Genomic DNA, 25,727 nt, shown 5'->3' on the forward strand with positions numbered 1-25,727 from the left:
AAGCGAAGGATGTGTCCCGCTCTGGGTGGTCTTGAGCGGTCGTGCGGGCGCGGAAAACGCGCCTCGGCAACTCTAGCCCCGAGGTACGACAGTTTCCCTCGCCCGCACATTCCCCCAGCTCAGCGCGGTCGGCCGCGCCGCCGCGCACGCCCCGCCGACGGGCGTCCGATCAGTCGACGAGCACCCGGTCAGCAGCGCCCGGTCAGTAGCCGCCGGGCGTCGGCGGGCGGGTCGTCCGACGCCGGGCCGACCGCCACCCGCCGCGGCGCTCCGCCGCCACCCGGGCCTCCCGCCGTCGGCTCTCGTGGGCCACCTCTCCTTGCAGCCGCCGCCAGCTCTCCCACCGACGGGTGGAGAGCTCCCCGGTGTGCAGCGCCTCCCGGACCGCGCAGGCGGGTTCGCCGTCGTGACCGCAGTCGGCGTACCGGCAGCCCTCGGCCAGCCCGGCGATATCGGCGAACGCCTGGTCGAGCCCGGCCACCCCGTCCAGCAGGCCGACCGCCCGTACGCCCGGGGTGTCGATCACCGCACCGCCGCCGGGGATGGGCACGAGGGCCCGCCAGGTGGTGGTGTGCCGACCCTTGCCGTCGACCCGTCGGATCGCCTGGGTGGGCATCATCACCGCCCCGGCGAGGGCGTTGACCAGGCTCGACTTGCCCGCACCGGACGGGCCGAGCAGACCGAGCGTGCGGCCGTGCGCTACCTCGGCGCGCAGCGCGTCCAGGCCGAGGCCCTGTTCGGCGCTGACCGGCAGCACCGGCACCCCGGGGGCGACCTCGGCCAACTGGCGGGCCAGCGCGGTCGGGTCGGCCGCGAGGTCCGCCTTGGTCAGCACGACCAGCGGCCGGGCACCGGACTCGTGGGCCAGGGAGAGCAGCCGCTCGATCCGGCCCACGTCCGGCTCGGGGTGCACCGGCTCCACCACGGCGGCGGCGTCGAGGTTGGCGGCCAGCACCTGGCCGCTGGCGTCCTTACCGGCGGTACGCCGGATCAGCGCGCCCCGCCGCGGCAGCACCGCCGCCACGGTGACGCGGCGGTCCGGCCAGTGGCTGAGCAGCACCCAGTCCCCGGCGCAGGGCAACGCGGACGGGTCCCGCGCGGCGGCGGTCAGTACCGCCCCGCCCAGGCTGGCCCGGACCGGGCCGACCGCGGTGAGCACCGTGCAGACCCCCCGGTCCACCCGGGCCACCCGACCCGGCTGGTGCTCGCCGCGGCGGGCGGCGTACGCCGCCCGCTCGGCGTTCCAGCCGAGGGCGGTCAAATCGATTGTCATGGCATCCTCATCGGTGTCGAAGCTGGCTGATGGCGGAACACGCGCGTGACGTCCGGCATGATCACCACCTCCGTCCGATGTCCCGGTGCCGCGTCTGCCGCTGACGGTAGGTCCCGCGCCGACGCGCCGAAAGCGATTTCCCCGGCGACGGCGCGCCGGCGGACCGCTAGGGTCGACGGGTGACCACGGATCCGCTGCTGCTGATGGGCGAGGTGGACGCGGCCACCAGCCGACTACTCCGTACCGCCGCGTCTTTCGACGCCGCGGACCTGGCCGCCGCGTCGCTGCTGCCGGGCTGGACGCGCGGCCACGTGCTGGCGCATCTGGCGCGCAACGCCGACGGCTTCGTCAACCTGCTCACCGCGGCCCGCACCGGGGCGGCGCTGCCGATGTACGCCTCGTTGGAGGCCCGCGCGACGGACATCGAAGCTGGTTCGGGCCGACCACCGGCCGCGCACCTGGACGACCTGCGGCGTACGGCCGACCTGTTCGCCGAGGCGGTCGCGGCGATGCCGGTCGAGGCCTGGGCGGCGACGGTGCAGGCGCGGAAGGGCCCCTGGCCGGCCGCGCTGCTCGTCTGGGGTCGCCTGCGCGAGATCGAGGTGCACCACCTCGACCTGGCCGCCGACTACCGGGCTGCGCACTGGTCGAAGACGTTCGCCCACCGACTGTTGCGCGAGGCGGCAAGCCATCACGCGATGACGTCGACGCCGCCGTCGATGGTGCTCCGCCTCGACGGCAGCGAGCATGAGGTGGTAATCGGCGAGCGCGTCGGCGCTCCGGTCGTCGCTGGTCCCGCCCCCGACCTCGCCGCCTGGCTGATCGGCCGCGCCGACGGCGCCCCGCTCTCCGTCACCCCCGACGGTCCCCTACCTACTCCACCGGAATGGATTTAGAAACGTCATGACATACAGCGGAGACGTCACGAACGGCGGCGCACCGGCGGTACGGGAGTTGGACGGGCTGACCATCAGCAAGCTGTCGGTGGGCCCGATGGACAACAACGCCTACCTGCTGCGCTGCACGGGCACCGGTGACCAGGTGCTGATCGACGCCGCCAACGAGGCACCCCGGCTGCTCGAACTGATCGGTGACGGTGGTCTGACCGCCGTGGTGACGACCCACCAGCACATGGATCACTGGGTGGCGTTGGAGGAGGTCGTCGCCAAGACCGGCGCCCGGGCGCTGGTGCACGCCGATGACGCGGCGGGGCTGCCGATCGAGGCGGAGCAGCTGGCCGACGGCGACACCGTGGCGGTCGGCGACTGCACGCTGGAGGTCATCCACATCAAGGGGCACACCCCGGGTTCGATCGCACTGCTCTACCGCGACCCGGCCGGCACCCCGCACCTTTTCACGGGCGACAGTCTCTTCCCCGGTGGGGTGGGCAACACCGACAAGGACCCGGAACGCTTCGCGGCGCTGATCGGCGACGTCGAGCACAAGCTGTTCGACCGGCTCCCGGACGAGACCTGGTTCTACCCGGGCCACGGCAAGGACAGCACCCTGGGCGCAGAACGCCCCGCCCTCCCCCAGTGGAAAGCCCGAGGCTGGTAACCCCCACCCACCCCGACCCACCCAACCCCGAAACCGGATCACCAACCGTCGACCAAGCACCACCAAGCCCAACAACCCCGTCGGCGGGCGGCGGCACGCCCCGCGCGACCCGGACCACGACGGGGCGGGGGCCCGCCGCGCCCGGCGCAGGGATCAAGCCTGACCGCCCGGAGCCGGGCGCGGCGGGCCCCCGCCCCCCACCGCAACCCGGCCCCGACCCCCGCAACAAACCAAACCTCAGCCAACGACAGCGAACAACCGCCGCCGCAAACCCAGCAGCACGCCAGCCGCCAGCACCAGCCCGACTCCCATGGTGACCAGCAGCGGGCTGGGGTGGCCCGGCAGCAGCCCGGCCACCGACCGGGAGGCGGTGCCCAGGACGAGGTAGAGACCGGCCCAGGCGGCCGCGCCGAGGGCCGCGCAGCCGAGAAATCGGCGGTACGACATCCGCAGCCCGCCGGCGGCCAGTGGCAGCAGCGCGTTGAAGACGGGCAGGAACGGGGCGACGACCATCATCCGACCGCCGCCGCGGCGCAGGATTCCCTCCGCCGCTGTCCAGCGGGTCTCGCCGATCCAGCCGCCGACGCGACTGTGCCGCAGTCGGTCGGCGTAGCGACGGCCGACCAGGAAGCTCAGCGACCAGCCGGCCAGGCAGCCGACCAGCACCGCGGTGAAGGTGGCCAGCCCGGTGGTGGGGCGGCCGACCCCGACGGCGGCGAGGATCGCGACGTCGCCGGGGATGAGGACACCCAGCAGGGGTACGGCGTCGAAGAGCATGACGAGCCCGAGCGCACCCATCAGCAGCAGAACCGGTAGTTCTCCGATCTGGGTCAGCCATTGCGTCATGCGTCGACGCTATGGCCGCCACGCCACTTCGGACATCGGGTCGCAGCCCCCAGTGACCCCTGGTATCGGCCTCGGGGTCGCCCCTGAGTCGGGGTTTGGTCTCAGGCGGGGCGCAGCACCTGCACGTGGCGTAGCGACGAGTCGACCGAGGGTTCGGTGGTGGGCACCGGGTAGTCGGCCAGCACGGCCAGCCGGTCCGTCGGTAGGTGTCCCCGGCCGGGGTCGCCGACCAGCACGTCGGCACCGGCGGCGGCGACCCGTTGCAGGTAGGGCAGCATCCGGTCGGCCATCTCGCGGTCGTAGAAGACGTCTCCGGCGAGCACCAGGTCGGCCGTCGCCTCGGTGCTGTCGAGCAGGTCGTTCCCGGTGGCGTCGACGGCGACCTGGTTGGCCCGCGCGTTGAGGGTGACGGCGGCGACGGCGTACGGGTCGATGTCGTTGGCGGTCACCTCCGCCGCACCGGCCAGCGCGGCGGCGATGGCCACCAGTCCGGACCCGGCGGCGAGGTCGAGCACCCGGCGGCCGAGGGCCAACTCCGGGTGGTCGAGCAGGTGGCGGGCCAGGGCCTGCCCTCCGGCCCAGGCGGAGGCCCAGTACGGTGCCGGCAGCGCGTGGCCGGCGGCGGCCTCCATTCTGGCCCACCAGACGATGGCGTCCTCGGCCAGGTGCAGCCGCACCTCGGGGACGAACGGGGTGGGCATCAACCGGAGCCGGTCCAGACCGGAGCCGGGCGCGTCGATTTCGCGTTCCAACTCGGTCAGCGCGTGGGCTGCGGCATCCCTCATCGGCGCAAGCATGCCGCAGCGGCGGTCGGTCGGGGTGGGTTTCGCATGCCGCCGCGCAGAGTTCACTCGAAGACCTACGGCACTTCGGCCAGCGAATCGGGGTTTTGCCCGTTACTGTCGAACAGGTACGGGCGATCATCGGCCAGCGGCCGAGGGTCAGCCGCTTTGAACAGGGAGAGATGCATGGCAACCGGCACGGTTAAGTGGTTCAACTCGGAAAAGGGCTTCGGCTTCATCGAGCAGGACGGTGGAGGGCCGGACGTGTTCGTCCACTACTCCGCCATCGCGACGAGCGGCTACCGGGAGCTCAACGAGGGCCAGAAGGTCGAGTTCGAGGTGACCCAGGGGCAGAAGGGTCCGCAGGCGGACAACGTCCGCCCGATGTAGCTCCGTGCCGGTGACGGCGGCCGGTGTCCGGCCGCCGTCGCAGCGCACTCAAGACGCCGCCGGGGCGGCGGGCAGGTCCCGCCGCCTCCGGATTGGCCCTACCAGCAGAATCACCGGGGTGAGCGCCAGCCAGGCGGTCATCACGACAATTGCCGTCCGGGCGCCGTAATGTGCGCCGATCGCACCGGCCAGCACGGCTGCCGATGGGATCGTGCCGTAGTTGAGCAGCTGCATGCTCACTGTCACCCGGCCCAGCAGGTGGTGCGGTGTGTACGTCTGCCGGAAGGCGCCTTTCACCACGTTGCCGATGGCCACCCCCAGGCCGATCAGCACGCCGCCGAGGGCCGGCCAGGTCAGTCCGGTGCCGGGCGCGGCGAGTGGGATGAGCAGCGCGGGCGGGCCGGTGAGCGCCGCCGCGATCAGCAGCGCCCGCGCGGTGCCGCAGCGCTGGGCCACGGTGGTGGCGAGCAGCGCTCCGATGATCCCGCCGACGCTCATCACCCCGACGAGCCCGCCCACCAGGCCCGGTTCGAGGCGCAGGTCGCGGGTCAGGAAGACCACCAGGACCGCCTGGTAGCCGGTCAGCCCGATGTTGCTGGCCGCGCCGAAGACCGTGAGCACCCGCAGGTACGGGTCCCGGATGACGAAACGCAGCCCTTCGGTGATGTCCTGGCGCAGCGATCGGGTCCGCTCCGACGGGCGTACGCGGGGTTCGCGGGTGCGGATGCGCAGCAGGAACCCGGCGGACAGCAGGAACGTGAGCGCGTCCAGGAGCAGTGCGGCGACAGCGCCGATGAGCTGGGCGATCAGGCCGGCGAGCCCGGGTCCGACGACGTAGCTCACGGTCTGGGTCGCCTGGAGTTTGGCGTTGCCCTCGGGGAGTTGCCCCGGTCGCAGCAGCACCGGCAGGTAGACCTGGTCGGCGGTTTCGAAGAAGACCCGCGCGGTGCCCGCGCTGAGGGCGACCACCAGCAGCTGCGCGACGGTGAGCCGGTCCAGCAGGGCGGCCAGCGGCACGCTGAGGAAGGCCGCCGCGCAGAGCAGGTCGCAGACCACCATCACCGCTCGACGGGGCAGTCGGTCGACCCACGCGCCGGCTGGCAGGCCGATCAGCAACCAGGGCAGCCAGGTCGCGGCGGCGAGCACCGCCACCTGGAAGGTGCCGGCGTCGAGGACGGCGACCGCGACCAGCGGTAGCGCGACGGTGGTGACGTTGCTGCCGATGCTGCTGACCGCTTGACCGGCCCAGAGCAGCCGGAAGTCGCGGTGTCGCAGCAGCCCTGTGGTGGGCCGGGTGTCGGTGGGGTCGTCGCGGGTGGCGGTGGTCACGGTCGGGCCGGTACACCGTGGACGAACACGAAGACCGGCCGACGGTCGGCGTCGTCGTCGGGCACGTCGCGGTCGGCCCAGCGGGTGAGGAGGTCGATCATCTCGCGGCTCAGCTCGGCCAGTTCCTCGGGTGTGAGGTGCAGCCAATGGTCGGTGGAGAACGGCGCGTCGTTCCAACTGGCCTGGGTGGTCTCGGCGGCGGCGTGCCAGGCCCGGGCCAGGGCCACGTGCCGGTCCAGGTTGAGCGAGGTGGCGGCGTCGGCCACCGCCCGGGAGGCCGGGTCGGTTTCGAAGTCGGTGTTGGACCAGCGCAGCCCCCGGGCGACCAGGCGCCACCACCGCTCGCGCCGGTCGCGGGCCAGCTCGGGCGCCTCGGTGACCAGGTCCGCGGCGGCCAGGACCTTGAGGTGGTGACTGACGTTCGCGGGGGCCTGGTCGGTGCGCTCGGCGAGCAGCCCGACGGTGGACGGCCCGTGGACCTTGAGCACGTCCATCAGCCGCCGGCGCAGCGGATGGGACATGGCGGCCAACACCCGGGAGTCGGTGATCTGGCGTACGTGAGGGCTGTCCATGGCAACAGGATGCCTTATGCAAGAAACATTGCGCAAGAGCTGTTGCGAAAGTCGGGCAGGGAGGGGCGGCCGGGCGGCCACCGGCCGCCCCTCGCTCAGGCGGCCAGCCGTCGGGCCAGCTCGTCGGCGACCTGCTTGGCCATGGTGGGTGGAATAGCCGCGGCGATCTTCTCCGGCGTCAGCGAGGCCAGCACGCCCTGGACGATCGCCGGCTCGTCGGTGAAGTCCCGGTTGGACAGCGCGGTCAGCGCCGTCTGCAACGCGGCGACCTGGGCGGAGATCGATTTCAGGGTCGGGTGCGCCGGGGTGTAGTTGGCGACGGTGGCATCCTCACCCATCGCCATCCGGGTGTAGATCTGCCCGACCGGGTTACGGCCATCCAACCTGGTGAGGTTTTTGTGGACGGTCGCCAGCCAGTTGTGTTCTTCGGGGGTCATGTCGTCCTCCAGGAGTCCGATGGAACTGAGGTAGCGGCGGAACAGGGGCCGCTGGTCGCGACCCGCCTTGATGGCGTCGCGGAAGAAGCTGAAGTGGGTGTGCCAGCGGTGTGAGCTGTCGCCGCTGGTGCGCTTGCCGAGGCGATCCCACCGCTTCACCGTGGTGCCGTCGGGGCTGTAGATGATCTCCCGAATGTCCCGGGTGTCGGCCGCGTTCGCGGTGCACTGCGCCACGCACCAGACCGAAAAGCTGCGCAGGGTGTTCGTCCGACCACCGATTCGTACATCGAACTGGCCGACGTCCAGCGCCGCCGCGTCGAGGGTCAGCCCGGCCCGGTCGCGGGGCGACTCCACCACCGAGTAGTCATTGGCGACCACCCGGTCCGATCCGCAGTGGTAGCCGCCCCGGTGGGCGGGGTCGCCGACGATGCCGACCTCGGCCGGGTCCAGGTCGTCTGGCCCCGGGGCGTTGTCGAGGTGATCGAGGAGCAGGCTTCGGACGGCCAGAAGATTAGCCGGGGCCCGGGTCATGGGGTCCCCCTTTCCGAGAGGCGGGGACCGGGCGCGACGTCACACCGTGTGCGCGGTGGTGGGCTGCGGACGAGCCCGGTCTACTGGTGCACGGCGCCGGGCGTTGGCTCAACCATAGCCCGACTTTCCGGCAAACGCCCAGCTCAAGACGGGTCTGTTCAAACTGGAGGTTGCGGCGGGGCAGAGTGGACGATGGGCAGCCGCAGCGCCGAGGGGTACGCCGGGTCATGCAGAACCTGCCGCCAACCGGCACGCAGCGTCACCGCCGCGCCGAGAGGTTCCCCGGTGCCGGGGTTACGGGCCCACCGGGGATGGGCGCCACCGGAGACCTGCACCCGCAGGCGGTGCCCGCCCGCGAACCGGTACGCGATCGGCCAGAGCGGCACCGGCACCCGCAGCACCCCGTACCGGTCGGCCGGGAAGCGTTCGGGCGTGACCCGCACCAGCCCGTCGCACACGTTCCACGAGCGACCCCGACGGTCCACGTCGCACAGCCGAACGAAGACGTCCAGGTACGGCAGGTCACTGCGGACGTAGATCTCGGCGCGGACCGGACCGATCACCTCGACCGGCCCGGTCAGCGGGGCGCTGGTGTAGGTCAGCACGTCCGGGCGGGCCTCGACGGGCCGGTTGTCCACCCGACCGGCCCGCTTGGCGACCAGCAGTGGCCCTCCCAACGACGGGGTGGGGTCGGCGGGGTCGTAGCGGAACCTGTCCGGGCTCGACGCGACCGGGTCCCGCGCCGCCAACTCGCCACCGGGGTGCAGGTGCCAGCTGGTCTCGACCGCCGGTGGCGGCCAGTCCGGCAGGTTCCGCCAGCCGCCGCCGGCACCGCTGACGTACAGCCGGACAGGCGGCCGAGCGGGCGGCAGGGCGGGCGGCAGGGCGGGCTGCTCCTGTGCGCCTGGTCGAGGCGCGGTCGGCAGGTGCTCGTCGAGCCAGGCCAGACCCTCGCGCAGCGCGGCCACGAACAACCCCGGGCTGCCGTGCGTCCACGGGCCGATCACCAGGCGCGGCGGTGTTCCGGCGGCGCGCAGCACGGCGTGATCGTCGAGCTGGGCGGGCAGGAAGATGTCATGCCAACCCGTGACCATGATCACCGGCGCCCGCACCTTCGGGACCTGGTCGGCGAAGACCCGCCTCCGCCAGTACGCGGCCTGCGGGGTGTGGTGGCGCAGCCACTCCTGGAAGAACGGGATGGTCACCCCGGTGGCCACCCGGTCGGCGTCGGCCAGGGGAAGGTGCCGCAGCGCGTCGGCCAGCCGGGGTTGCCCCCGCTTGAGTTCCCACTGCCGGGCCAGCCACGGCACGGTCTGCGCGTGCAGCAGTTCCGCCCAGGTCAGCACGGTGTCCAGGGCGAAGGACTCCCCCGCGTACGTCGAGTCCCGGGTGGCCGACGCGGTCACCACGGCGACCATCGCACGCAGGTCCTCGCCGGCGTCGGCGGCCAGCGCCCACTGCGTGAAGCCCTGGTAGCTGACCCCGAACATGCCGAGTCGTCCGGCCCACCAGGGCTGACGGCGCAGCCAGTCGAGGGTGTCCACGCCATCGTCGCGCTCGTGCACCAGCGGGGCGAACGTTCCACCGGAGCCGCCGGTGCCCCGGCACGACTGGATCACCACGTGTCGACCCCGCGCGGCGAGCAGCCGACCGAGCAGCCGCAGTGGTCCACCGCGCCCGTACGGGGTACGGATCAGCACGGTCGGCGCGTCGCGCCCGCCCGGGGCGTAGTGATCGGTGCGCAGCACCACACCGTCGCGGGTCCGCACCGGCAGGTCACGGGTGACCCGCACCGAGCCGCAGCGGGCCGGTGGCAGGCGCAGCGCGGTGCCGGCCAGGTGGGTGACGAGCCGGTGTGGCACCGGTCAGCCCGACGGGCGACGGGAGGGCTCGGGCCGGGCGGCGCGCACGGCGTCCCGGTGCGCCCGCACCGACTCACTCATCTGCGCCATGAACCGGTGCACCACCTCCAGCTCGTCCTCATCGAAGCGGGCCATCACCGTGTCGGTGCGGGCGCCCAACGGCTGGAAGAACTCCATGGCCAGGGCGGCGCCCTGGTCGGCGTAGTGCAGCAGCACCTTGCGCCGGTCGACGGTGTCCCGGTCCCGGCGGATGTGCCCGGCCCGTTCCAGCCGGTCGATCAGGGCGGTGACCGAGCCGGAGGAGAGGTTCAGCTGCTCACCGAGGCGGCCGGGAGTGATCGGGTCGCCGAGCAGCTCGGCGTCCATCACCGCGATCAACGCCTGCAGGTCGGTCGGGTTGAGGCCGTGCAGGTTGGCGAAGGCGTGGCCGACCTGCTGGGCGTCCACCGCGTACCGCCGCAGGTTGTTGGTGATCTCGGCGACCAGCTGCTCGCGGCGCGTGTCACGCCGTCGGTACATGCCGTGTGTCGCCACCTCGCGCCGCTCTTTCCCATCGTCGGTCCCCCGGGTTGCAGCATAGAACAGCCCTGGATAATCTCGGTTATCAAGATACTCGTTTTCCAAAGGACCATGAGGTCAGCCTGATGTCTGTGTTCACCAGAGTCGCGCGTGGCCGACTGGCCGCCTGGCTCACCGTGGCCGTCGCGATCGTCGTCGGCGCGGCCGTCTTCGCGACGCCCCAGCCGGACAACCCGGCGCCGGTCTCCGCCACCGGCCTGTCCGTGCAGTGGCAGTCGACCCAGGTGCAGCGTCTCCAGGACCAGCTGCCCTCCCGCGACGTGCAGCCGGCCATCGTGGTGATCAACCGAGGCGACGGCGGCGCGCTGAGCGAGGCCGACCGGGCCACCATCGGCGCTCGCGCCGACGACCTGCGCCGCTTCGCGGTGGGCGGGCAGGTCAGCCCGGCCCAGGTCGCCCCGGACGGCACGGTGGCCCTCGTCGCCGTACCCCTGGACAACGGCGGTGGGCAGGAGGCGGTCACCGACACCGTGACCCAACTGCGCACCACCCTGGCGGACCTGCCCAACGGGCTGACCGCCGACGTGACCGGCGCCCCGGCCTTCACCGCCGACCTCGCCTCGGTGTTCGACGGCGCCGACATCACCCTGCTCGCGGTGACCGCAGCCGTGGTCGCGCTGCTCCTGCTGATCACCTACCGCAGCCCGTTCCTGTGGATCGTGCCGCTGCTCGTGGTCGCCGCGACCGAGCAGCTCACCCTGCGCGCGGTGGACGTCATCGTGCCGGGCGTCGGCATCCACCTCCAGCAGGGGCAGGTCACCGGCATCGCCAGCGTGCTGGTGTTCGGCGCCGCCACCGACTACGCGTTGCTGCTCATCGCCCGCTACCGGGAGGAACTGCGCCGCGAGGAGGACCGGTTCCGGGCGATGCGCGCCGCGCTGCGCCGCACCGCGGAGCCCATCCTCGCCAGTGGCGGCACCGTCGTCCTCGGCGTCCTCACCCTGCTGCTCAGTGAGCAGGAGACCAACCGGGCGCTGGCGGTCGCCTGCGCCACCGGTGTGCTCTTCGCCATGCTCTCCGCCCTGTTCGTGCTCCCCGCTGTGCTGGTGCTCTTCGGTCGCGGCCTGTTCTGGCCGTTCGTACCCCGCGTCGGCGGTCCGGTCCGCGAGGGTCGACTCTGGGGCCGACTCGGCGCCGTGGTGCAACGCCGCCCGGTGGTGGTCGCGATCCTCGCCGTCCTGCTGCTCGGCGGCATGGCACTGGGTGGGCTCGGCATCCGCACCGGCCTGTCCGAGACCGAACAGTTCCGCGCCGAACCCGAGGCGGTGACCGGGGCGCAGACCCTCGCGCGGGCCTTCCCCGCCGGCAGCACTCAACCCGTCGCCGTGATCACCACCCCGGCGGCGGTGCGGGCGGTCACCGACGCCGCCACCGCGGTGCCCGGCATCGCCTCGGCGCGCCCCGGCGACGCCGGCGAGGCCGTCGCCCAGGTCGACGTGGTCCTCGACGCCGAACCCGGCACCACCGCCTCGGACCGCGCGATCGAGGCGCTGCGCGCGGCGGTCGCCGCGGTGCCCGGCTCCGCGCCACCGGCCGCCGCCGGCGCCGACGCCCCGTCCGGGGCGATCGTCGGTGGCTCGGTGGCCGCCACGTACGACTCCGACGAGGCCAACGACCGTGACCTGCGACTCATCCTGCCGATCATCCTGCTGCTGGTCGGTGCCGTGCTCGTGCTCCTGCTCCGCGGCCTGCTCGCACCGCTGCTGCTGGTGCTCACCGTGATCGCGTCGTTCTTCGCCAGCCTCGGCGCGGCCTGGCTGCTCTTCGACCACGTGCTGGGCTTCCCCGCCCTGGACAGCGGTGTGCTGCTGCTCGCCTTCGTGTTCCTGGTGGCGCTCGGCGTGGACTACAACATCTTCCTGGTCACCCGTGCCCGGGAGGACGCCCGCAGCGCCGGCACCAGCGCCGGGATGCTCTCCGCCCTGCGGGTCACCGGCGGTGTGATCACCAGCGCCGGGGTGCTGCTCGCCGCGGTCTTCGCCGTGCTCGGCGTGCTGCCGCTGATCACCCTGACGCAGATCGGCATCATCGTCTGCATCGGTGTGCTCCTCGACACCCTGCTGGTCCGCACGGTCCTGGTGCCGGCGTTGGCGTTCGTGCTCGGAAACCGCTTCTGGTGGCCTGGCCGCATCGCCCGCGATCCGGTGGCGGCCACCCCCACGGCACCGGAGCCGGCAACCACGCCCTAGCCGGGCTCGACCGGGCGGCGGTCCACCGGCGACGGCCGCCCGGTCTCATCCACCGGCGGCTGCCGGTCCCCCACCGCCCGGTCCCGGGTCGCCCAGGCCACCATGAACACCACCGTCCAGAGCACCCCGAGCAGCACCGCCGCGGCGGTCCCGCTCGCCGTGTCCAACCCCAGGTAGAGCCGCGCGCCACCGATCCCGAAAACCCCCGCCGCGGCGGCGGTCCAGGCGGCCACGGCCACCGGCCAGCGGGCGCTGCGCGACACCAGCCAGGCCAGAGTGCAGAAACTCGCCGCGACCACGGCGTTCTGCGTCGAGAGCGCGGCCACCTCACCGCCGCCCGGGGCGGTCCCGTTCGGGCCGGTCAGCTCGGCCACCACGGCCAGCACCACCAGCGGCACGAACGCGCCCACCGTGCCGACCACGCTGAGCAGATCCGCCCGCCAGGGCCGGTTGCGCCACGCCAGCACCGCCGCTACCAGCGCCACCAACAGGATCAGCACCGACCCGCGCACCACCGACACCACGACCAGGGTGGCATCTTCGGCGCCCGGGGTACGGCGGGCGGCGAACCACCCGGCGATGGCACCGTCCAGCGCGGCCAGCCCACTGTTGCGAACCGCCACCGACAGCAGACCAGCGATGGCCAACCCGGCGGCGAACAGCAACAGCAGCCCGGCGGCCAGGTTGAGCAGCAACGTCCAGGCCGGGCCGACCCGCATGGCCACCAGGAAGAACAGCACCCCGTAGCGGGCGGTGAGCCACCGCACCGGGGGCAGCGCGCCGGCCCGGGACAGCAGCGCGCGTACCGGGTCCGGGTTACGTCCCAGCCACCGGCCGACGAGCACCACCCCCACCAGGCCGGCCAGCAGCAGGAACGCCACCCCGGAGGCCCGCCCGAGCAGCCGGGAGACCGTGTCGTACGACTCACCGGCCAGGTGACCGAGCAGCACCGAGCCGCCCACCCAGGTCACCACCCCGGCCAGGTTCCACAGGAAGAACCGCCGGTACGGCAGGCCCGCCGCGCCGGCCAGCCGGGGTACCAGCGTGCGGGCGAAAGCCACCCACCGGGCGGCGAACACCCCCCGCCCACCGAGGCGGGCGAGCATGGTGTCGGCGCGGGCCCACCGCTCGGGCCCCACCCGGTGCCCCAGCCCGGCGCGCAGCCGAGGGCCGTAGCGCCGACCGGCGCGAAAGGCCAGCCCATCACCGAGGACCGCCGCGACGATCATCGCGAGCAGCGCCGGCCCGAGCCGCAAGGTACCGTTGTAGGTGAGGAAGCCGACGAGCAGCAGGGTAGCCTCACCCGGCACGAGCAGGCCGAAGATCACCGCGGTCTCGCCCGCCACGATCAGCGCGGCGACCAGGTAGATCCACACGGTGGGCAGACCCTGCACCCAGGTCAGCAGGTCGTGCACTCAGGCCCCCGGGACACGGGAGCCAGCATGCCAGCCGGGGGAACCACCGGCACAGCAGTTTCACCATAGATCAGGGGCACCTGGGGGTGACCCCGACGCAGCCTGCGCGAGCGCAGGCGGAAGGATAGAGGGTATGCAGCTTCGCACCGACCTCCGCAACGTCGCCATCATCGCTCACGTCGACCACGGCAAGACCACCCTGGTCGATGCCATGTTGCGGCAGGCCGGCGCGTACGGCGCACGCGGCGAGAACACCGAGCGGGTGATGGACTCCGGCGACCTGGAGCGGGAAAAGGGCATCACGATCCTGGCCAAGAACACCGGCGTGCGGTACCTGCCGGCGGACGGCTCCGACCCGGTCACCATCAACATCATCGACACCCCCGGCCACGCCGACTTCGGCGGCGAGGTCGAGCGCGGCCTCACCATGGTCGACGGTGTGGTGCTGCTCGTCGACGCCAGCGAGGGCCCGCTGCCGCAGACCCGCTTCGTGCTGCGCAAGGCGCTGCGGGCCCGCATGCCGATCATCCTCGTGATCAACAAGGTGGACCGCCCGGACGCCCGGATCAAGGAGGTCGTGGACGACACCTACGAGCTCTTCCTCGACCTGGACGCCGACGAGGAGCAGATCGACTTCCCGATCGTCTACGCGTGCGCCCGCGACGGCATCGCCTCGCTGACCCAGCCCGCCGACGGCTCCGTCCCGGACGACAGCACCTCCCTGGAGCCGCTGTTCCGCACCCTGCTGGACACCATCCCGGCACCCGCCTTCGAGGACGACGCCCCGCTGCAGGCGCACGTCACCAACCTCGACGCCTCGCCGTTCCTCGGCCGGCTGGCGCTGTGCCGCGTCCGCCAGGGCACCATCAGCAAGGGCCAGACGGTGGCCTGGTGCCGCACCGACGGCAGCACCCAGCGGGTCCGCATCTCCGAGATGCTGATGACCGAGGGCCTGGAGCGTAAGCCGGCCGAGACCGCCGGCCCGGGCGACATCATCGCCGTCGCCGGCATCCCGGAGATCATGATCGGTGAGACCCTCGCCGACGTGGAGAACCCGGTGGCGCTGCCGCTGATCACCGTCGACGAGCCGGCCATCTCGATGACCATCGGCACCAACACCTCGCCGCTGGTCGGCAAGGTCAAGGGCTCCAAGGTCACCGCCCGGATGGTCAAGGACCGCCTCGACAAGGAACTGATCGGCAACGTGTCGCTGCGGGTCCTGCCGACCGAGCGGCCGGACGCCTGGGAGGTGCAGGGCCGCGGTGAGCTGGCGCTGGCCATCCTGGTCGAGCAGATGCGCCGGGAGAGCTACGAGCTGACCGTCGGCAAGCCGCAGGTCGTCACCCGGGAGATCGACGGCAAGACCTGCGAGCCGGTCGAGCGGCTGACCATCGACGCCCCCGAGGAGTACCTCGGCGCGATCACCCAGCTCCTCGCCACCCGCAAGGGCCGGATGGAGCAGCTGGTCAACCACGGCACCGGCTGGATCCGGATGGAGTGGCTGGTCCCGGCGCGCGGCCTGATCGGCTTCCGCACCGAGTTCCTCACCGACACCCGGGGCACCGGCATCCTGCACCACGTCTTCGAGTCGTACGAGCCGTGGTTCGGCGAGCTGCGCACCCGCAACAACGGCTCGCTCGTCGCCGACCGGTCCGGCGTGGTCACCGCCTTCGCGATGATCAACCTGCAGGAGCGCGGCCAGCTCTTCGTCGAGCCCACCACCGAGGTGTACGAGGGCATGATCGTCGGGGAGAACTCCCGCTCCGACGACATGGACGTCAACATCACCAAGGAGAAGAAGCTCACCAACATGCGGGCCTCGACCTCCGACGAGACCGAGAAGCTGATCCCGCCGCGCAAGCTCTCCCTGGAGCAGGCGCTGGAGTTCTGCCGCGAGGACGAGTGCGTCGAGGTCACCCCGACCGCGGTGCGCATCCGCAAGGTCGTGCTCGACCAGCAGCAGCGGGGCCGCGCCGCGGCCCGCCGCAAGCACGCCAACTGACCCACCAGCACCCGACACCGGGCGCGTCGGCCGCTTGCGGCCGACGCGCCCGGCTGCTTTCCCACCACGGGTACCCGAACCCACCCACCCGTGATCCGCTACGGTCACCGGCATGACCTGGGATGATCTCAACGCCCACCTGGACCGGGTGCCCGGCACCGTCTCCGCGTACGTGGGGCGGCTCGACGCGCCCCCGACCTGGACCCGCCACCCGCACGCCGCCCACTACGCCGCGAGCACCATGAAGGTGGCGGTGCTCGCCGCGCTGCACCGCGCCGCCGAGGCCGGCGCCCTGGACCTGGACGCCCCGGTCCCGGTCGTCAACGACTTCGACTCCGCCCAGCCGGGCGCACCCCGCTTCGCCTGCGCGCAGCACTACGACAACGACGACGCCGTGTGGGACCGCCTCGGCGGCACCGCGTCGCTGCGCTGGCTGGCCGACCGGATGATCGTGCGTTCCAGCAACCTCGCGACCAACCTGGTCATCGGCACCGTCGGACTGCCCGCGGTCGCCGAGGTCTGGGCACTCGCCGGGGCCCGCACCAGCGTCACCGGCCGCGGCATCGAGGACTTCGCCGCCCGCGACGCCGGTATCACCAACACCGTCACCGCCGCCGACCTGGCCACCCTGCTCGGCGCGTTGGCCACCGGGGCCACCACCCCCGGCCCGCTCGCCTCGCCAGCCGCCTGCACCACCATGCTGGACGTCCTGCTCGCCCAGGAGCACCGCGACGACCTCGCCGCCGGCCTCCCCGAGGGCACCCGCATCGCCCACAAGAACGGTTGGGTCCGCGGCGTCCGCCACGGCGCCGGCGTGGTCCTGCCCGACGACGCCCCGCCGTACCTGATCGCCGTCTGCACCACCACCGACCTGGACGGCAGCGACGAGGTGGAGGACGACGCCTGTCTGCTGCTCGCGCACATCTCGGCGCAGGTCTGGGCCGCCCGCCACCAACTCTGACGCCACCGCCCGACTAGGGGCCTGGCCCTCCGACTCAGCAAGCCGCTGCCGACCGTCACGGCCAGCGCCGGTGCACCGGTCACTCCAGCAGCTGCGCCCGCAGTGCCCTGAGGTCGGAGTCGGTGAGCCCCAGCCCGTCGCGCAGGTACGCGTCGAACGAGCCGTGCACCCGACGCACCTCGGCGTAACCGGCGTCGAGGTACTCGGGGCGAACCTCCAGCACCGGCAGCACCGCGTCGACGTCCAGCCCGGGACTGCGCCGACGCATCGCCTCGACGATCACCGCCCGCAGGCTGTCGGTCATCTCGTTGTTGCGCAGGTAGTCGGCGCGGATCGCCGCCTCGTCCACCCCGAGCGCCGTCAACAGGATGACGGTCAGCCAACCGGTGCGGTCCTTGCCGGCCGAGCAGTGGTAGAGCAGCGGCAGGTTCTCCGGCTGGGCCGCCAACCGCACCGCCTCGGCGAAACCGACCCGCGCCGACTCACCCGTGACGAACCAACGGTAGATCGCCGCCATCGCCCCCGCCGTGCCCCGCCGGGCCAGCTCCGCGTACGCGTCCAGGTCGTGACCGAGCAGCACCGCCGCCACGTACGTGAAGACCGGGTGCGCCGGGTCGTGCACCGGCAGGCGCACCACCCGTGGCTCACCGGGGAGCCGGTCCTGCGGGGCGACCGTGATCTCCGTGGCGTCGCGCAGATCCAGCACGCACGCCGGCCCCACCTTCGCCAGCACCGGTAGGTCCTCGTCGGTCAACCGGCCCAACGCCGGAGTGCGGATCAACTGCCCGAGGCGTACCCGCCGCCCGTCCGCGCCCACGAGCCCACCCAGGTCACGCGCGTTCGGTGCACCCACCAGCCCCCAGCCCTGCCCGGTCATCCGGTCTCCCCTCCCACGGTGAACCTCCGTATAGGGTGCCCCACATGACGATCTCGGCGGTACGCACCCACCAGGTTTCCGCCCCCTTACACACCCCGTTCGTCACCGCACTGCGCCGTACCACCACAGTGGACACCCTGGTGGTCGAAATCGTCGACAGCGACGGCCGATCCGGCTTCGGCGAGGCGCCTCAGGTCTGGCAGGTCACCGGCGCGTCGGTCGCCGGCGCGCAGGCGTGCGTCCGCGAACTGCTCGGCCCACAGCTGATCGGCCGCGACCCGGACGACCTGGTGGCCCGCTGCGCCGAGGTGCAGCGCGCGGTGGTCGGCAACGAGGCCGCGAAGGCGGCGGTGGACGTCGCCCTGCACGACCTCGCGGCCCGACGGCTGGGCGTACCCCTGGTGCGGTTGCTCGGGGGCACCAGGCTGCGGGTGCCGACGGACGTCACACTCGCGGCGGGCGACGCCGTGGATCTGGCGGCCACGGCACGGCAGCGGCAGGCCGACGGCTTCGGCGTGCTCAAGGTGAAGGTTGGCACCGACGCGGCCGGCGACCTGGACCGGGTGCGCGCGGTACGGGCGGCCGTCGGCCCCGGCACCCGGGTCCGGCTGGACGCCAACCAGGGCTGGACGCCCCGGGAGGCGGTCCGAGTGATCCGGGGCATCGAGGACGCCGGGCTCGACGTGGAGCTGGTCGAACAGCCGGTGGCCCGCTGGGACCTGGACGGGCTGGCCTGGGTCAGCGACCGGGTGTCGGTGCCGATCCTGGCCGACGAGGCGGTCTTCGGGGTCCGCGACCTGGTGGAGGTGATCCGTCGTCGGGCCGCCGACCTGGTCAACGTCAAGCTGGCCAAGTGCGGTGGGCTGCATCCGGCCCGCACCCTCCTCGACCTGGCCACCGCCCACGGGCTCGGCACGGTGGTCGGTTCGATGATGGAGAGCCAGGTCGGCATCGGGGCGGCGGCGAGCCTGGTCGCCGCGTACGGCACCACCGCGGTCGCCGACCTGGACGCCGCCTGGTGGCTGGCCTGGTCACCGGTGCAGGGCGGCATTCGCTACGACGGGGCGACCGTGGTGCTGCCGGATGCCCCTGGCCTGGGCATCTCCGGCCTGACTGAAGCAAAAGTGCAGACCCGCGGTTGATGCTCGTCGGTTTCTTTCATAGGGTTCCGCTGGACAGCCGGCACGATCTGGGGGTTGACGTGGAGCTGCAACCGGGCCGCGAGGCCGTCATCCGGGTCGCCGTGGCGACGCTGTGGACCTCCCCCGAGGCGGTCCGCCCGGTCGACCGCCCAGCGCTGACCGCCGGCGCCGACATCCCCACCTGGGTCTCCGGCCTCGACACCGATCAGCAGGTCGGCGACTGCGTGCTGAGCCAACTCCTGCTCGGCGAACGGGTCCTGGTCAGCGAGCTACGCCCCGACGGCTGGGCCCGGGTCGTCGCCGTCGAACAACCGGCCGCCAAGCTGGACCCCCGCGGCTACCCGGGCTGGCTCCCCGCCGAGCAGTTGGCGGTGCTCGACCCGACCCACACCAGCACCGACGACGCCCTGGTGGTGGACGCCACGGTCACCGGGCTGCACGCCGCCCCGAACGGACCGGTGGTCCTGCCTGGCGTCGTCGTCGGCACCCGCCTCGTCCCGGCCGGTTCCGCGCACGACGGCTGGCGGCCGGTGCACGTCCCCGGTCGGTCCACGCCGCTCTGGCTACCCGACGCCCACCTGGTTTCGGCGTCGGCCGCGTCGCCGAGCGCCGAGCAGGCGCTCGCGGTGGCACAGCGGCTGCTGGACGTCGTCTACATCTGGGGCGGTCTCTCCGCGCACGGCATCGACTGCTCGGGGCTGGTGCATCTGGCCTGGCGCCGGTTCGGGGTGCTGCTCCCCCGCGACGCCGACGACCAGGCCGTGGCCACCACCCCACTGCCGTTGGGCGCGGAACGCCCCGGCGATCTCTACTTCTTCGCCCGACCCGGCCGCAAGATCCACCACATCGGCATCGTCACGGCCACCCCCGGCGACGATGGCGAGCGCCGGATGCTGCACGCCTGCTACCGGCGGCGGCGGGTCATCGAGGAGCCGCTGCCGGACGACCGGACGGCAACCCTGGTGGGTGCCCACCGGGTCGCACCGGCCGGGCGCGCGCCCGCACCCGGCCGGTGACCGGTCAGCGTCGCGCGTCGGCCAACTCGCGACGCCGGTCCCGGGAGGACTTGATCAGGCTGGCGGCCGTGGCGACGCCCAGGGTGCCGATGATGACCAGCAGCGACAGCCAGATCGGGATGTGCGGCGCCCAACCGACGTGCTCGCCACCGTTGATGAACGGCAGGTTGTTGTCGGCCAACGCCTCCAGCACCAACTTGACCCCGATGAAGCCGAGCACGACGGCCAGGCCGTAGCTCAGGTAGATCAGCCGGTCGAGCAGGCCACCGAGCAGGAAGTAGAGCTGACGAAGGCCCATCAGCGCGAAGACGTTCGCGGTGAAGACGAGGTACGGCTCCTGGGTGATGCCGAAGATCGCCGGGATCGAGTCCAGTGCGAAGATCAGGTCCGTGGTGCCGATGGCGATCATCACGATCAGCATCGGGGTGAACAGCCGCCGACCGGCCGCGTGGGTGGTGAGCTTCGCGCCGTCGTAGTCCTTGGAGATCGGCAGCGCCTTGCGGCTCCACCGGATCAGCACGTTCTCGGAGAACTCGTCCTCGTCCGGCTCGCCCTGCCGGGCCAGGTTCACCGCCGTGTAGATCAGGAACGCGCCGAAGATGTAGAAAACCCAGGAGAACTGCGTGATCAGCGCCGCACCCGCGGCGATGAACCCGCCCCGCATCACCAGCGCCAGCACGATGCCGACGAGCAGCACCTTCTGCTGGTACTGCCGAGGCACCCCGAAGCGGGCCATGATGATCACGAAGACGAACAGGTTGTCCACCGAGAGGCTGTACTCGGTGAGCCAGCCGGTGTAGAACTGGCCGGCCGCGCTGGCCCCGGAGGCCAGCCAGACCCCCACGCCGAAGATCAGGGCGAGACCGACGTAGAAGGCGACCCAGAGGCTCGACTCGCGCACACTGGGCTCGTGCGGGCGCCGACCGATGATCAACAGGTCGACGAGCAGGACCACAGTCAGGGCGACGAGCGTCCCCGCCCACACCAATCCGGACACGTCCAACGTTCATTCCTCCGGCAGACACGCGGCGTCGGGCACACCGTACGCCCCCGTGCGGGCCGGTGTGCCGTGTCGCTCACTCTGGTGACTGTCGGAGGTCTCTTCCGCCGTCGCCCCACAGCGGGGCGACGACCTACGGGGCCGGGTCGGGCCGCCGTGGTTCCGGCGATCGACCGTGCTGACGACTCCGTTGCGGGGGAATACTCCCCTCCTCGGTGACCATTGTTGCCCACCACGGCGCGTGATCACACCCCGGGCCGCCGGTGGTGCTGCCCACCCGCTCGGACGTCACACCGCCTAGGGTTTCCTAGGAGGCTAGTGCGGGTCGGGTGCGACGATCGGGTCGGTGAGCGACCAGCCCGCGGCGAGCAGGTCGTCGCAGGCCCGCACCGCCCGGGCCAACCGCTCGGCATGCGAACCTCGCAGCTCCACCACCGGGACCCCGCACCCCGCCAGCTCGGCCCGGAACCGCTCGGTCATCCAGGCCCGCAGGTGCTCACCGTCACGCAGCCCGTCATCGTCGAACGGCACCTCCCGGTGATCCGTCAGCAGATACAGTGCCGGCCGGCGAGCCGCCGCCCGCACCTCCTCCGACGCGCTGCCCAGGTAACGCTCCTCCCACACCGCCGTCGCCCGGGCGTCGGTGTCGCAGAGCAGCAACGGCCCGCTCGTCCGGGCTGCCGCGTCCTCCGCCGCCTGCTGCTCGCGGACCACAGCGCGGAAGTCGTCCCGGTCCCAGGTGACGTCGAAGACGGTCGCCTCCCGGGATCGCTCGCGCAACCGGGCCAGCTTGCGAGCGGTCAACTCCCGGCCGTACTCCGGCACCCAGGACGTGCCGTAGTGCCCGGCGAGCGCCGCCGCCATCGTCGTGGTCCCGGTCGACTCGGCCCCGACCACCACCACCCGCCGGACGAACCACGCCCGCACCGGCGGGCTCAGCCACCGCCAGTGACCCGCCGGGTCCGCGCGCACGGCCGTCCCGGACACCGGCACGGCCCGCCGATCCAGATCCACCGACACGGGTACGGCATCGAAGCGGCGCGCCAGCTCAGCGCCGTACGCCTCGGAGGAGAAGACCGCGTCCACCGGCCTCGCCCCGACCGCCTCGCGGAACACCGCGCAGTGCGCGTCCCAGACGGCCGGATCGGCGTAGTCCACCGGGTGGTCGTCGTACCGGCCGACGAACCGGACCCACGGCGTGTCCGCATGCACCTCCCGCAGCCAGTCGAGGCGCAGCGGGAGAGGGATGGACTCCCGACGCGAGGGCGCCACGACGACCGTCACCTCGGCGCACCGGGCCGCGGCGGCCCCGATCAGCGCGTGGTGCCCGGCGTGCGGTGGATAGAACTTGCCCACCACCATCCCGTGCCCGAACTCCGCGTTCGAGCGCTCCGGTGCGCGGGGCGCCGGCGGACGGCCGGATGTCTCGCCGCTCACGCGGTGACCCGGGCCGGACCGGGCGGGACCACGCTCGACCGGTCAGCCCGGCGCAGGTCGGCCCGCCAGGCCCGCAACCCGAGGACGCAGAGAGCGAGAAAGACCAGGTAGAGGGCGGCGGTCAGGTGCAGCCCCTTGTACGCGTACAACGGGATGTAGATGAGGTCGGCGGCGATCCAGAGCCACCAACTCTCCACCCGCTTGCGGGTCTGCCCGTACGTGGCCAGCAGGGACAACGCCGTGGTCAACGCGTCCGGCAGCGGCACGGTCGAGTCGGTGGCCCGGTCCAGCAGCACCCAGAGCCCGCCGGTGAGCAGCGCCCCGGCGGCGGCCAGCGCCAGCCACTCCCGTCGCCCCGTGCGGCTCACCGTGAGCCGGCTGCGCCGCTCGCCGCCGAACAGCCAGTGCCACCAGCCGTAGCAGCCCAGCGCGACGTAGACGACCTGGAGCCCCGCGTCGGCGTACAGCCCGGCGGTCCAGAACAGCAGCATGAGCAGCAGCACGTTGGCGATGCCGATCGGCCAGTTGGCGATCTTTTGCCGGGCCACCAGCCAGACGTTGAGCACGCCGGTCGCGAACCCCAACAGCTCCGCCCAGGTGGTGCCGGTACCGGCCACCTCGAACGCGGTGCCGGTGAGCCAGTCAATGATCATGAAGCCACCCTAGGTGCCTCGCCGTCGGCGGAACAGGCCCCTCGACACCGACTGCCCGGAACGCCGTGGCAGGCTGTCCGACATGGTGCTTGAAGTCGCGCTGATCGACGTACTACCCGGACACGAGGACGCGTTCGCCGCCGCGTACGCCGAGGGTCACCCGGTGCTCGCCGGCGCGACCGGCTGCCGGTCCGTGCGAATGACCCGAGGGATCGAGTCACCGAGCCGCTTCGTGCTGCTCGTCGAATGGGACTCGGTCGAGGCGCACGAGCAGAACTTCCGCGCCACCGAACGGTTCGAGCAGTGGCGGGCGCTGATCGGCCCCCACTTCGCCGGGCCGCCCGTGGTCGAACACTTCCTCGACGTACCGGCCTGAGCCAAGCTGTCGTACCCCGCGGTTATCGTGCCGTCGCACGCGCCGGCCGCCGGTCCCGACGGGCTCGGGGGCGCCGGGCCCGGTGGCCGCGCGGGCGCGTCACCGTCGGCACCGGTCAACCGTCACTCGCCGACGCGACGGGCCAGCACGGTGACCGTCTCCTCCGGTGACAGCGCCGCGGCCAGCAGCGCCTCGGTCATCCGCTCATAGCGGTCGACGTCGAGCACGGTGGCCAGCCGGACGTCGGTGGTCAACGCTTCAAGCATCACCGTGCGCGGGTCCGCCGGGTCGGGAAAGGCATAACAGGAGTACGGGGTGAGCGGATGCAGCCCGCCACCGGCCGCCCCGCGGGGCAACAGCCGCACCGTGACGTGGGACAGCCCGGTCACGGCGACCAGATGCCGCAGCTGTTCGCGCCAGACCGCCTCCGGCAGGTCACCCCTGTCGCAGACCGCCTCGGCGAGCACGGCGGTGTAGCGCGGCGGGTAGGCCCGCCGCAGCACCTCCTGCCGCAGCGCCCGGGCCCGCACCTCGGCCTCCACGTCGACCTCCGGCGTGAGCTGGGCGCTGGCCGTGACCAGTACCCGGGCGTACGCGGGCGTCTGGAGCAACCCCGGCACCACCGACGGCTGGTACTCGACGATGTCGGCGGCCCCCGCCTCCAACTCGGCGTAGGTGCGCTGCCGTTCGCTCATCTCGCCCAGCGTCTTCCACCAGCCGCGACTGGTCGCCGCGTCCCGGGCGATGACGATCAGCGCCTCCCGGGCGGGCGTGGGCACCTTGTAGACGTCCAGCAGGTCGAGCACGTCGGCGAGGTCCGGACGACTCTGACCCAGCTCGATGCGGGACAGCTTCGACGTCGAGGCCCAACCCAACCGGTCGCAGACCTGCTCCAGGGTCAGCGACTCGCGCCGACGGAGCTGGCGCAGCTCAGCGCCGAGACGTGCACGTCGAATGACAGGACTTGTTGGCAGCGGCATCCCGGCCTCCCCACCGAGGGAGACTACGCAGGACGGTAACCCAGTGCAATAGTTCGCTCGCACACCGCAATCGAGGCATTCGGTGCCGCCACCCGGACGGGCCGGTCGTACGCCTCGTCGTGGCAGGTCAGCGGCGGTTGCCGGCCGGGCAGTCGGGCCTCCCGGCCGGCGCTGCGGGGTATCAGGGTCGGTAGGTGCCGAAGGACCAGACGTTGCCGGCCAGGTCGCGGGCGGCGTAGTCACGGGAACCGTAGTCGGTGTCGAACGGCTCCCGGGTGATCTCGGCACCGGCCGCGCGGGCCTGGGCGCAGTGCGCGTCGACGTCCGCCACGGCCACGTAGACCGACCAGTCGTCGTCGGCCGGGCGAGGTCTGCTGTCGGCCCGAGCACCCAACATGATCATGCCGGTGTCGAGGATCAGCTCCGCGTGCGCGACCGTGCCGTCCGGCGCCTCGTGCACGGCGTGCACCCGGAAACCGAAGGCGGCGCCGAGCCAGTCGATCGCGGCCCGGGGATCGGGATAACGGAAGATCGGATAGATGGTTCGCATGACCCGATTCTGCGGCCGGCGACGCGGATCCGGATTGGACGAATGTGACCTCGGCCGGCTGCCATCGCGACCGCCGGTCAACCGGTCGCCATCGCCACCGCCGGTCAACCGGTCGTCGTCACCGGGCGGCGAGCAGCGCGGCCGGCGTCGCCCCCGCGAACTGGTGGAAGTCCCGGATCAGGTGGGACTGGTCGTAGTAACCGCAGCCCGCCGCCACCGCGGCCCAGTCGACCGCCCGCCCGGTCGCCCCGAACTGGGTCGACACGGCGTGCGCCTGCTGGAAACGCAGCAGCCGGGCGGCCATCTTGGGCGGCAACCCGACCTCCTGCCGGAACCGGGACGCGAGGTGCCGCCGGCTCCAGCCCAACTCGTCGGCGAGCACACCGACGCTTCCCCGCCCGCCGCTGGTCACGAGCCACCGCCACGCCCAGTCGAGTCGCGGGTCCACCGGCGGGGACGCCGCCAGCCGGCCGGCGAGCACCCGGTCGAGCAGGGCGAACCGCTCCGGCCAGCCGGGGGCCTCGGCGAGCTGGCCGCGCAACCGGTCCAACCAGCGACCCGGGAGCTGCCCCACGCCGACGGCCCGGTTGGTCAGCTCGCTCAGTGGCAGGCCGAGGAGCCGGCGCGCGGTCAGGGGGGCGAGCAGCAACTCGACGCCCTCCCCCACACCCAGCGTGCGGGTGGTGCACCAACTGTCGAAGGTGCCGGCCACGAACGAGTCGACAGCGGTGACGCCGCGCTCCGCGCTGCGCGGGTCGGTCACGTCCAGCGGCGCGCCCCAGCCCAGGATCAGCACCACGAAGACGCCCGCCGACTCCCGACGCACCAGAGGCACGTCCGCCCGTTCCCGGTAGCCCACGTACCGGTCGACGAACGGCCGCAGGCTGGCGTCGGGCAGCCCGAGGACGACCTCACCGATCGGCACGACCGCCGTCAACCGGGCCCACCCTTCGGATGCCCCGGCCGGCCGG

Annotated in this window: 25 protein-coding genes; 9 read left to right on the plus strand and 16 right to left on the minus strand. The window is 72.6% G+C overall.

The window, feature by feature from the left end; genetic code table 11:
- Nucleotides 1-202: 202 nt before the first annotated feature.
- The gene (gene rsgA, locus EV382_RS15865) at nt 203-1,273 is read right to left on the minus strand and encodes a ribosome small subunit-dependent GTPase A (protein ID WP_130402747.1); all 1,071 of its coding nucleotides are present in this window, start codon (nt 1,271-1,273) and stop codon (nt 203-205) included.
- A 179-nt stretch (nt 1,274-1,452) separates the two neighbouring features.
- On the opposite strand from rsgA, the gene EV382_RS15870 reads away from it, so the two are divergent.
- Both EV382_RS15870 and EV382_RS15875 read left to right on the plus strand, forming a co-directional pair.
- Complete coding sequence (locus tag EV382_RS15870; RefSeq protein WP_130402749.1) at nt 1,453-2,169, plus strand: maleylpyruvate isomerase family mycothiol-dependent enzyme; 717 nt, start codon at nt 1,453-1,455, stop codon at nt 2,167-2,169.
- A gap of 7 nt (nt 2,170-2,176) precedes the next feature.
- Nucleotides 2,177-2,830 (plus strand): MBL fold metallo-hydrolase, encoded by a 654-nt coding sequence (locus EV382_RS15875; protein ID WP_130402751.1) that lies wholly within the window; start codon nt 2,177-2,179, stop codon nt 2,828-2,830.
- Between the two features lie 237 nt (nt 2,831-3,067).
- Here EV382_RS15875 and EV382_RS15880 read toward each other — a convergent pair whose 3' ends face one another.
- Together EV382_RS15880 and EV382_RS15885 are read right to left on the minus strand one after the other, a co-directional pair.
- The gene (locus EV382_RS15880) at nt 3,068-3,676 is read right to left on the minus strand and encodes a DedA family protein (RefSeq protein WP_130402753.1); all 609 of its coding nucleotides are present in this window, start codon (nt 3,674-3,676) and stop codon (nt 3,068-3,070) included.
- Nucleotides 3,677-3,777: 101 nt separating this feature from the next.
- Nucleotides 3,778-4,461, minus strand: coding sequence for a class I SAM-dependent methyltransferase (locus EV382_RS15885; RefSeq protein WP_425271903.1), 684 nt, complete (start codon nt 4,459-4,461; stop codon nt 3,778-3,780).
- A gap of 183 nt (nt 4,462-4,644) precedes the next feature.
- Between EV382_RS15885 and EV382_RS15890 the strand changes: the two genes are divergently transcribed.
- The gene (locus tag EV382_RS15890) at nt 4,645-4,848 is read left to right on the plus strand and encodes a cold-shock protein (RefSeq protein ID WP_007072071.1); all 204 of its coding nucleotides are present in this window, start codon (nt 4,645-4,647) and stop codon (nt 4,846-4,848) included.
- A gap of 48 nt (nt 4,849-4,896) precedes the next feature.
- Here the strand turns inward: EV382_RS15890 and EV382_RS15895 are convergent, their stop codons facing one another.
- The 5 genes from EV382_RS15895 to EV382_RS15915 form a co-directional block, all read right to left on the minus strand.
- Entirely contained in the window at nt 4,897-6,177 is a 1,281-nt protein-coding gene (locus EV382_RS15895) for an MFS transporter (RefSeq protein ID WP_130402755.1), read from the minus strand.
- Complete coding sequence (locus EV382_RS15900; RefSeq protein WP_130402757.1) at nt 6,174-6,749, minus strand: ArsR/SmtB family transcription factor; 576 nt, start codon at nt 6,747-6,749, stop codon at nt 6,174-6,176. The genes EV382_RS15895 and EV382_RS15900 overlap by 4 nt, the downstream gene beginning before the upstream one ends.
- Nucleotides 6,750-6,844: 95 nt before the next feature.
- The gene (locus EV382_RS15905) at nt 6,845-7,717 is read right to left on the minus strand and encodes a hypothetical protein (protein WP_130402759.1); all 873 of its coding nucleotides are present in this window, start codon (nt 7,715-7,717) and stop codon (nt 6,845-6,847) included.
- Nucleotides 7,718-7,875: 158 nt separating this feature from the next.
- Nucleotides 7,876-9,579 carry a CocE/NonD family hydrolase gene (locus EV382_RS15910; protein WP_130402761.1) on the minus strand — a complete coding sequence of 568 codons (1,704 nt, stop codon included), beginning with the start codon at nt 9,577-9,579 and terminating at the stop codon, nt 7,876-7,878.
- A 3-nt stretch (nt 9,580-9,582) separates the two neighbouring features.
- Entirely contained in the window at nt 9,583-10,098 is a 516-nt protein-coding gene (locus tag EV382_RS15915) for a MarR family winged helix-turn-helix transcriptional regulator (RefSeq protein WP_130402763.1), read from the minus strand.
- A gap of 125 nt (nt 10,099-10,223) precedes the next feature.
- On the opposite strand from EV382_RS15915, the gene EV382_RS15920 reads away from it, so the two are divergent.
- Nucleotides 10,224-12,347 (plus strand): MMPL family transporter, encoded by a 2,124-nt coding sequence (locus EV382_RS15920; RefSeq protein WP_130402765.1) that lies wholly within the window; start codon nt 10,224-10,226, stop codon nt 12,345-12,347.
- On the opposite strand, the gene EV382_RS15925 is transcribed toward EV382_RS15920, so the two are convergent.
- On the minus strand, nt 12,344-13,762 hold the full coding sequence (locus tag EV382_RS15925) for a DedA family protein (protein WP_130402767.1): 1,419 nt from the start codon (nt 13,760-13,762) through the stop codon (nt 12,344-12,346). The two genes, EV382_RS15920 and EV382_RS15925, sit on opposite strands and share 4 nt — an antisense overlap.
- 133 nt (nt 13,763-13,895) lie before the next feature.
- Between EV382_RS15925 and typA the strand changes: the two genes are divergently transcribed.
- Together typA and EV382_RS15935 are read left to right on the plus strand one after the other, a co-directional pair.
- On the plus strand, nt 13,896-15,764 hold the full coding sequence (gene typA, locus EV382_RS15930; RefSeq protein ID WP_130402769.1) for a translational GTPase TypA: 1,869 nt from the start codon (nt 13,896-13,898) through the stop codon (nt 15,762-15,764).
- A 112-nt stretch (nt 15,765-15,876) separates the two neighbouring features.
- Complete coding sequence (locus EV382_RS15935) at nt 15,877-16,725, plus strand: serine hydrolase (protein WP_130402771.1); 849 nt, start codon at nt 15,877-15,879, stop codon at nt 16,723-16,725.
- A 79-nt stretch (nt 16,726-16,804) separates the two neighbouring features.
- On the opposite strand, the gene EV382_RS15940 is transcribed toward EV382_RS15935, so the two are convergent.
- Nucleotides 16,805-17,602 carry a tyrosine-protein phosphatase gene (locus tag EV382_RS15940; RefSeq protein WP_130402773.1) on the minus strand — a complete coding sequence of 266 codons (798 nt, stop codon included), beginning with the start codon at nt 17,600-17,602 and terminating at the stop codon, nt 16,805-16,807.
- A 44-nt stretch (nt 17,603-17,646) separates the two neighbouring features.
- Between EV382_RS15940 and EV382_RS15945 the strand changes: the two genes are divergently transcribed.
- Both EV382_RS15945 and EV382_RS15950 read left to right on the plus strand, forming a co-directional pair.
- Nucleotides 17,647-18,744 (plus strand): mandelate racemase/muconate lactonizing enzyme family protein, encoded by a 1,098-nt coding sequence (locus EV382_RS15945; RefSeq protein WP_130402775.1) that lies wholly within the window; start codon nt 17,647-17,649, stop codon nt 18,742-18,744.
- A 59-nt stretch (nt 18,745-18,803) separates the two neighbouring features.
- A complete protein-coding gene (locus EV382_RS15950; RefSeq protein ID WP_130402777.1) occupies nt 18,804-19,760 on the plus strand; it encodes a C40 family peptidase in 957 nt (318 codons plus the stop codon).
- Nucleotides 19,761-19,764: 4 nt separating this feature from the next.
- Here EV382_RS15950 and EV382_RS15955 read toward each other — a convergent pair whose 3' ends face one another.
- The 3 genes from EV382_RS15955 to pnuC all read right to left on the minus strand — a co-directional run bounded on the left by EV382_RS15955 (nt 19,765) and on the right by pnuC (nt 22,850).
- Entirely contained in the window at nt 19,765-20,763 is a 999-nt protein-coding gene (locus tag EV382_RS15955) for a TerC family protein (RefSeq protein ID WP_130402779.1), read from the minus strand.
- Between the two features lie 312 nt (nt 20,764-21,075).
- The gene (locus EV382_RS15960; RefSeq protein ID WP_244236713.1) at nt 21,076-22,197 is read right to left on the minus strand and encodes an AAA family ATPase; all 1,122 of its coding nucleotides are present in this window, start codon (nt 22,195-22,197) and stop codon (nt 21,076-21,078) included.
- Entirely contained in the window at nt 22,194-22,850 is a 657-nt protein-coding gene (gene pnuC / locus EV382_RS15965) for a nicotinamide riboside transporter PnuC (RefSeq protein WP_130402781.1), read from the minus strand. Before pnuC ends, EV382_RS15960 begins: the two co-directional genes overlap by 4 nt.
- Nucleotides 22,851-22,932: 82 nt before the next feature.
- Between pnuC and EV382_RS15970 the strand changes: the two genes are divergently transcribed.
- Nucleotides 22,933-23,226, plus strand: coding sequence for an antibiotic biosynthesis monooxygenase family protein (locus EV382_RS15970; RefSeq protein ID WP_130402783.1), 294 nt, complete (start codon nt 22,933-22,935; stop codon nt 23,224-23,226).
- Between the two features lie 122 nt (nt 23,227-23,348).
- Here EV382_RS15970 and EV382_RS15975 read toward each other — a convergent pair whose 3' ends face one another.
- The 3 genes from EV382_RS15975 to EV382_RS15985 all read right to left on the minus strand — a co-directional run bounded on the left by EV382_RS15975 (nt 23,349) and on the right by EV382_RS15985 (nt 25,693).
- A complete protein-coding gene (locus EV382_RS15975) occupies nt 23,349-24,206 on the minus strand; it encodes a helix-turn-helix domain-containing protein (protein ID WP_130402785.1) in 858 nt (285 codons plus the stop codon).
- A 181-nt stretch (nt 24,207-24,387) separates the two neighbouring features.
- Complete coding sequence (locus EV382_RS15980) at nt 24,388-24,756, minus strand: VOC family protein (protein ID WP_130402787.1); 369 nt, start codon at nt 24,754-24,756, stop codon at nt 24,388-24,390.
- A 118-nt stretch (nt 24,757-24,874) separates the two neighbouring features.
- A complete protein-coding gene (locus tag EV382_RS15985; RefSeq protein ID WP_244236714.1) occupies nt 24,875-25,693 on the minus strand; it encodes an AraC family transcriptional regulator in 819 nt (272 codons plus the stop codon).
- Nucleotides 25,694-25,727: the final 34 nt, after the last annotated feature.

The organism is Micromonospora violae (genome assembly GCF_004217135.1).
GTDB classification, from domain to species: Bacteria; Actinomycetota; Actinomycetes; order Mycobacteriales; family Micromonosporaceae; genus Micromonospora; species Micromonospora violae.

Bases quoted from the DNA above. Each gene is read 5' to 3' on its own strand.
- rsgA (WP_130402747.1), bottom strand. From the start codon at position 1,273: ATGACAATCGATTTGACCGCCCTCGGCTGGAACGCCGAGCGGGCGGCG.
- EV382_RS15875 (WP_130402751.1), top strand. From the start codon at position 2,177: ATGACATACAGCGGAGACGTCACGAACGGCGGCGCACCGGCGGTACGG.
- EV382_RS15880 (WP_130402753.1), bottom strand. From the start codon at position 3,676: ATGACGCAATGGCTGACCCAGATCGGAGAACTACCGGTTCTGCTGCTG.
- EV382_RS15885 (WP_425271903.1), bottom strand. From the start codon at position 4,461: ATGAGGGATGCCGCAGCCCACGCGCTGACCGAGTTGGAACGCGAAATC.
- EV382_RS15890 (WP_007072071.1), top strand. From the start codon at position 4,645: ATGGCAACCGGCACGGTTAAGTGGTTCAACTCGGAAAAGGGCTTCGGC.
- EV382_RS15900 (WP_130402757.1), bottom strand. From the start codon at position 6,749: ATGGACAGCCCTCACGTACGCCAGATCACCGACTCCCGGGTGTTGGCC.
- EV382_RS15905 (WP_130402759.1), bottom strand. From the start codon at position 7,717: ATGACCCGGGCCCCGGCTAATCTTCTGGCCGTCCGAAGCCTGCTCCTC.
- EV382_RS15915 (WP_130402763.1), bottom strand. From the start codon at position 10,098: ATGTACCGACGGCGTGACACGCGCCGCGAGCAGCTGGTCGCCGAGATC.
- EV382_RS15920 (WP_130402765.1), top strand. From the start codon at position 10,224: ATGTCTGTGTTCACCAGAGTCGCGCGTGGCCGACTGGCCGCCTGGCTC.
- typA (WP_130402769.1), top strand. From the start codon at position 13,896: ATGCAGCTTCGCACCGACCTCCGCAACGTCGCCATCATCGCTCACGTC.
- EV382_RS15935 (WP_130402771.1), top strand. From the start codon at position 15,877: ATGACCTGGGATGATCTCAACGCCCACCTGGACCGGGTGCCCGGCACC.
- EV382_RS15940 (WP_130402773.1), bottom strand. From the start codon at position 17,602: ATGACCGGGCAGGGCTGGGGGCTGGTGGGTGCACCGAACGCGCGTGAC.
- EV382_RS15945 (WP_130402775.1), top strand. From the start codon at position 17,647: ATGACGATCTCGGCGGTACGCACCCACCAGGTTTCCGCCCCCTTACAC.
- pnuC (WP_130402781.1), bottom strand. From the start codon at position 22,850: ATGATCATTGACTGGCTCACCGGCACCGCGTTCGAGGTGGCCGGTACC.
- EV382_RS15970 (WP_130402783.1), top strand. From the start codon at position 22,933: ATGGTGCTTGAAGTCGCGCTGATCGACGTACTACCCGGACACGAGGAC.
- EV382_RS15975 (WP_130402785.1), bottom strand. From the start codon at position 24,206: ATGCCGCTGCCAACAAGTCCTGTCATTCGACGTGCACGTCTCGGCGCT.
- EV382_RS15980 (WP_130402787.1), bottom strand. From the start codon at position 24,756: ATGCGAACCATCTATCCGATCTTCCGTTATCCCGATCCCCGGGCCGCG.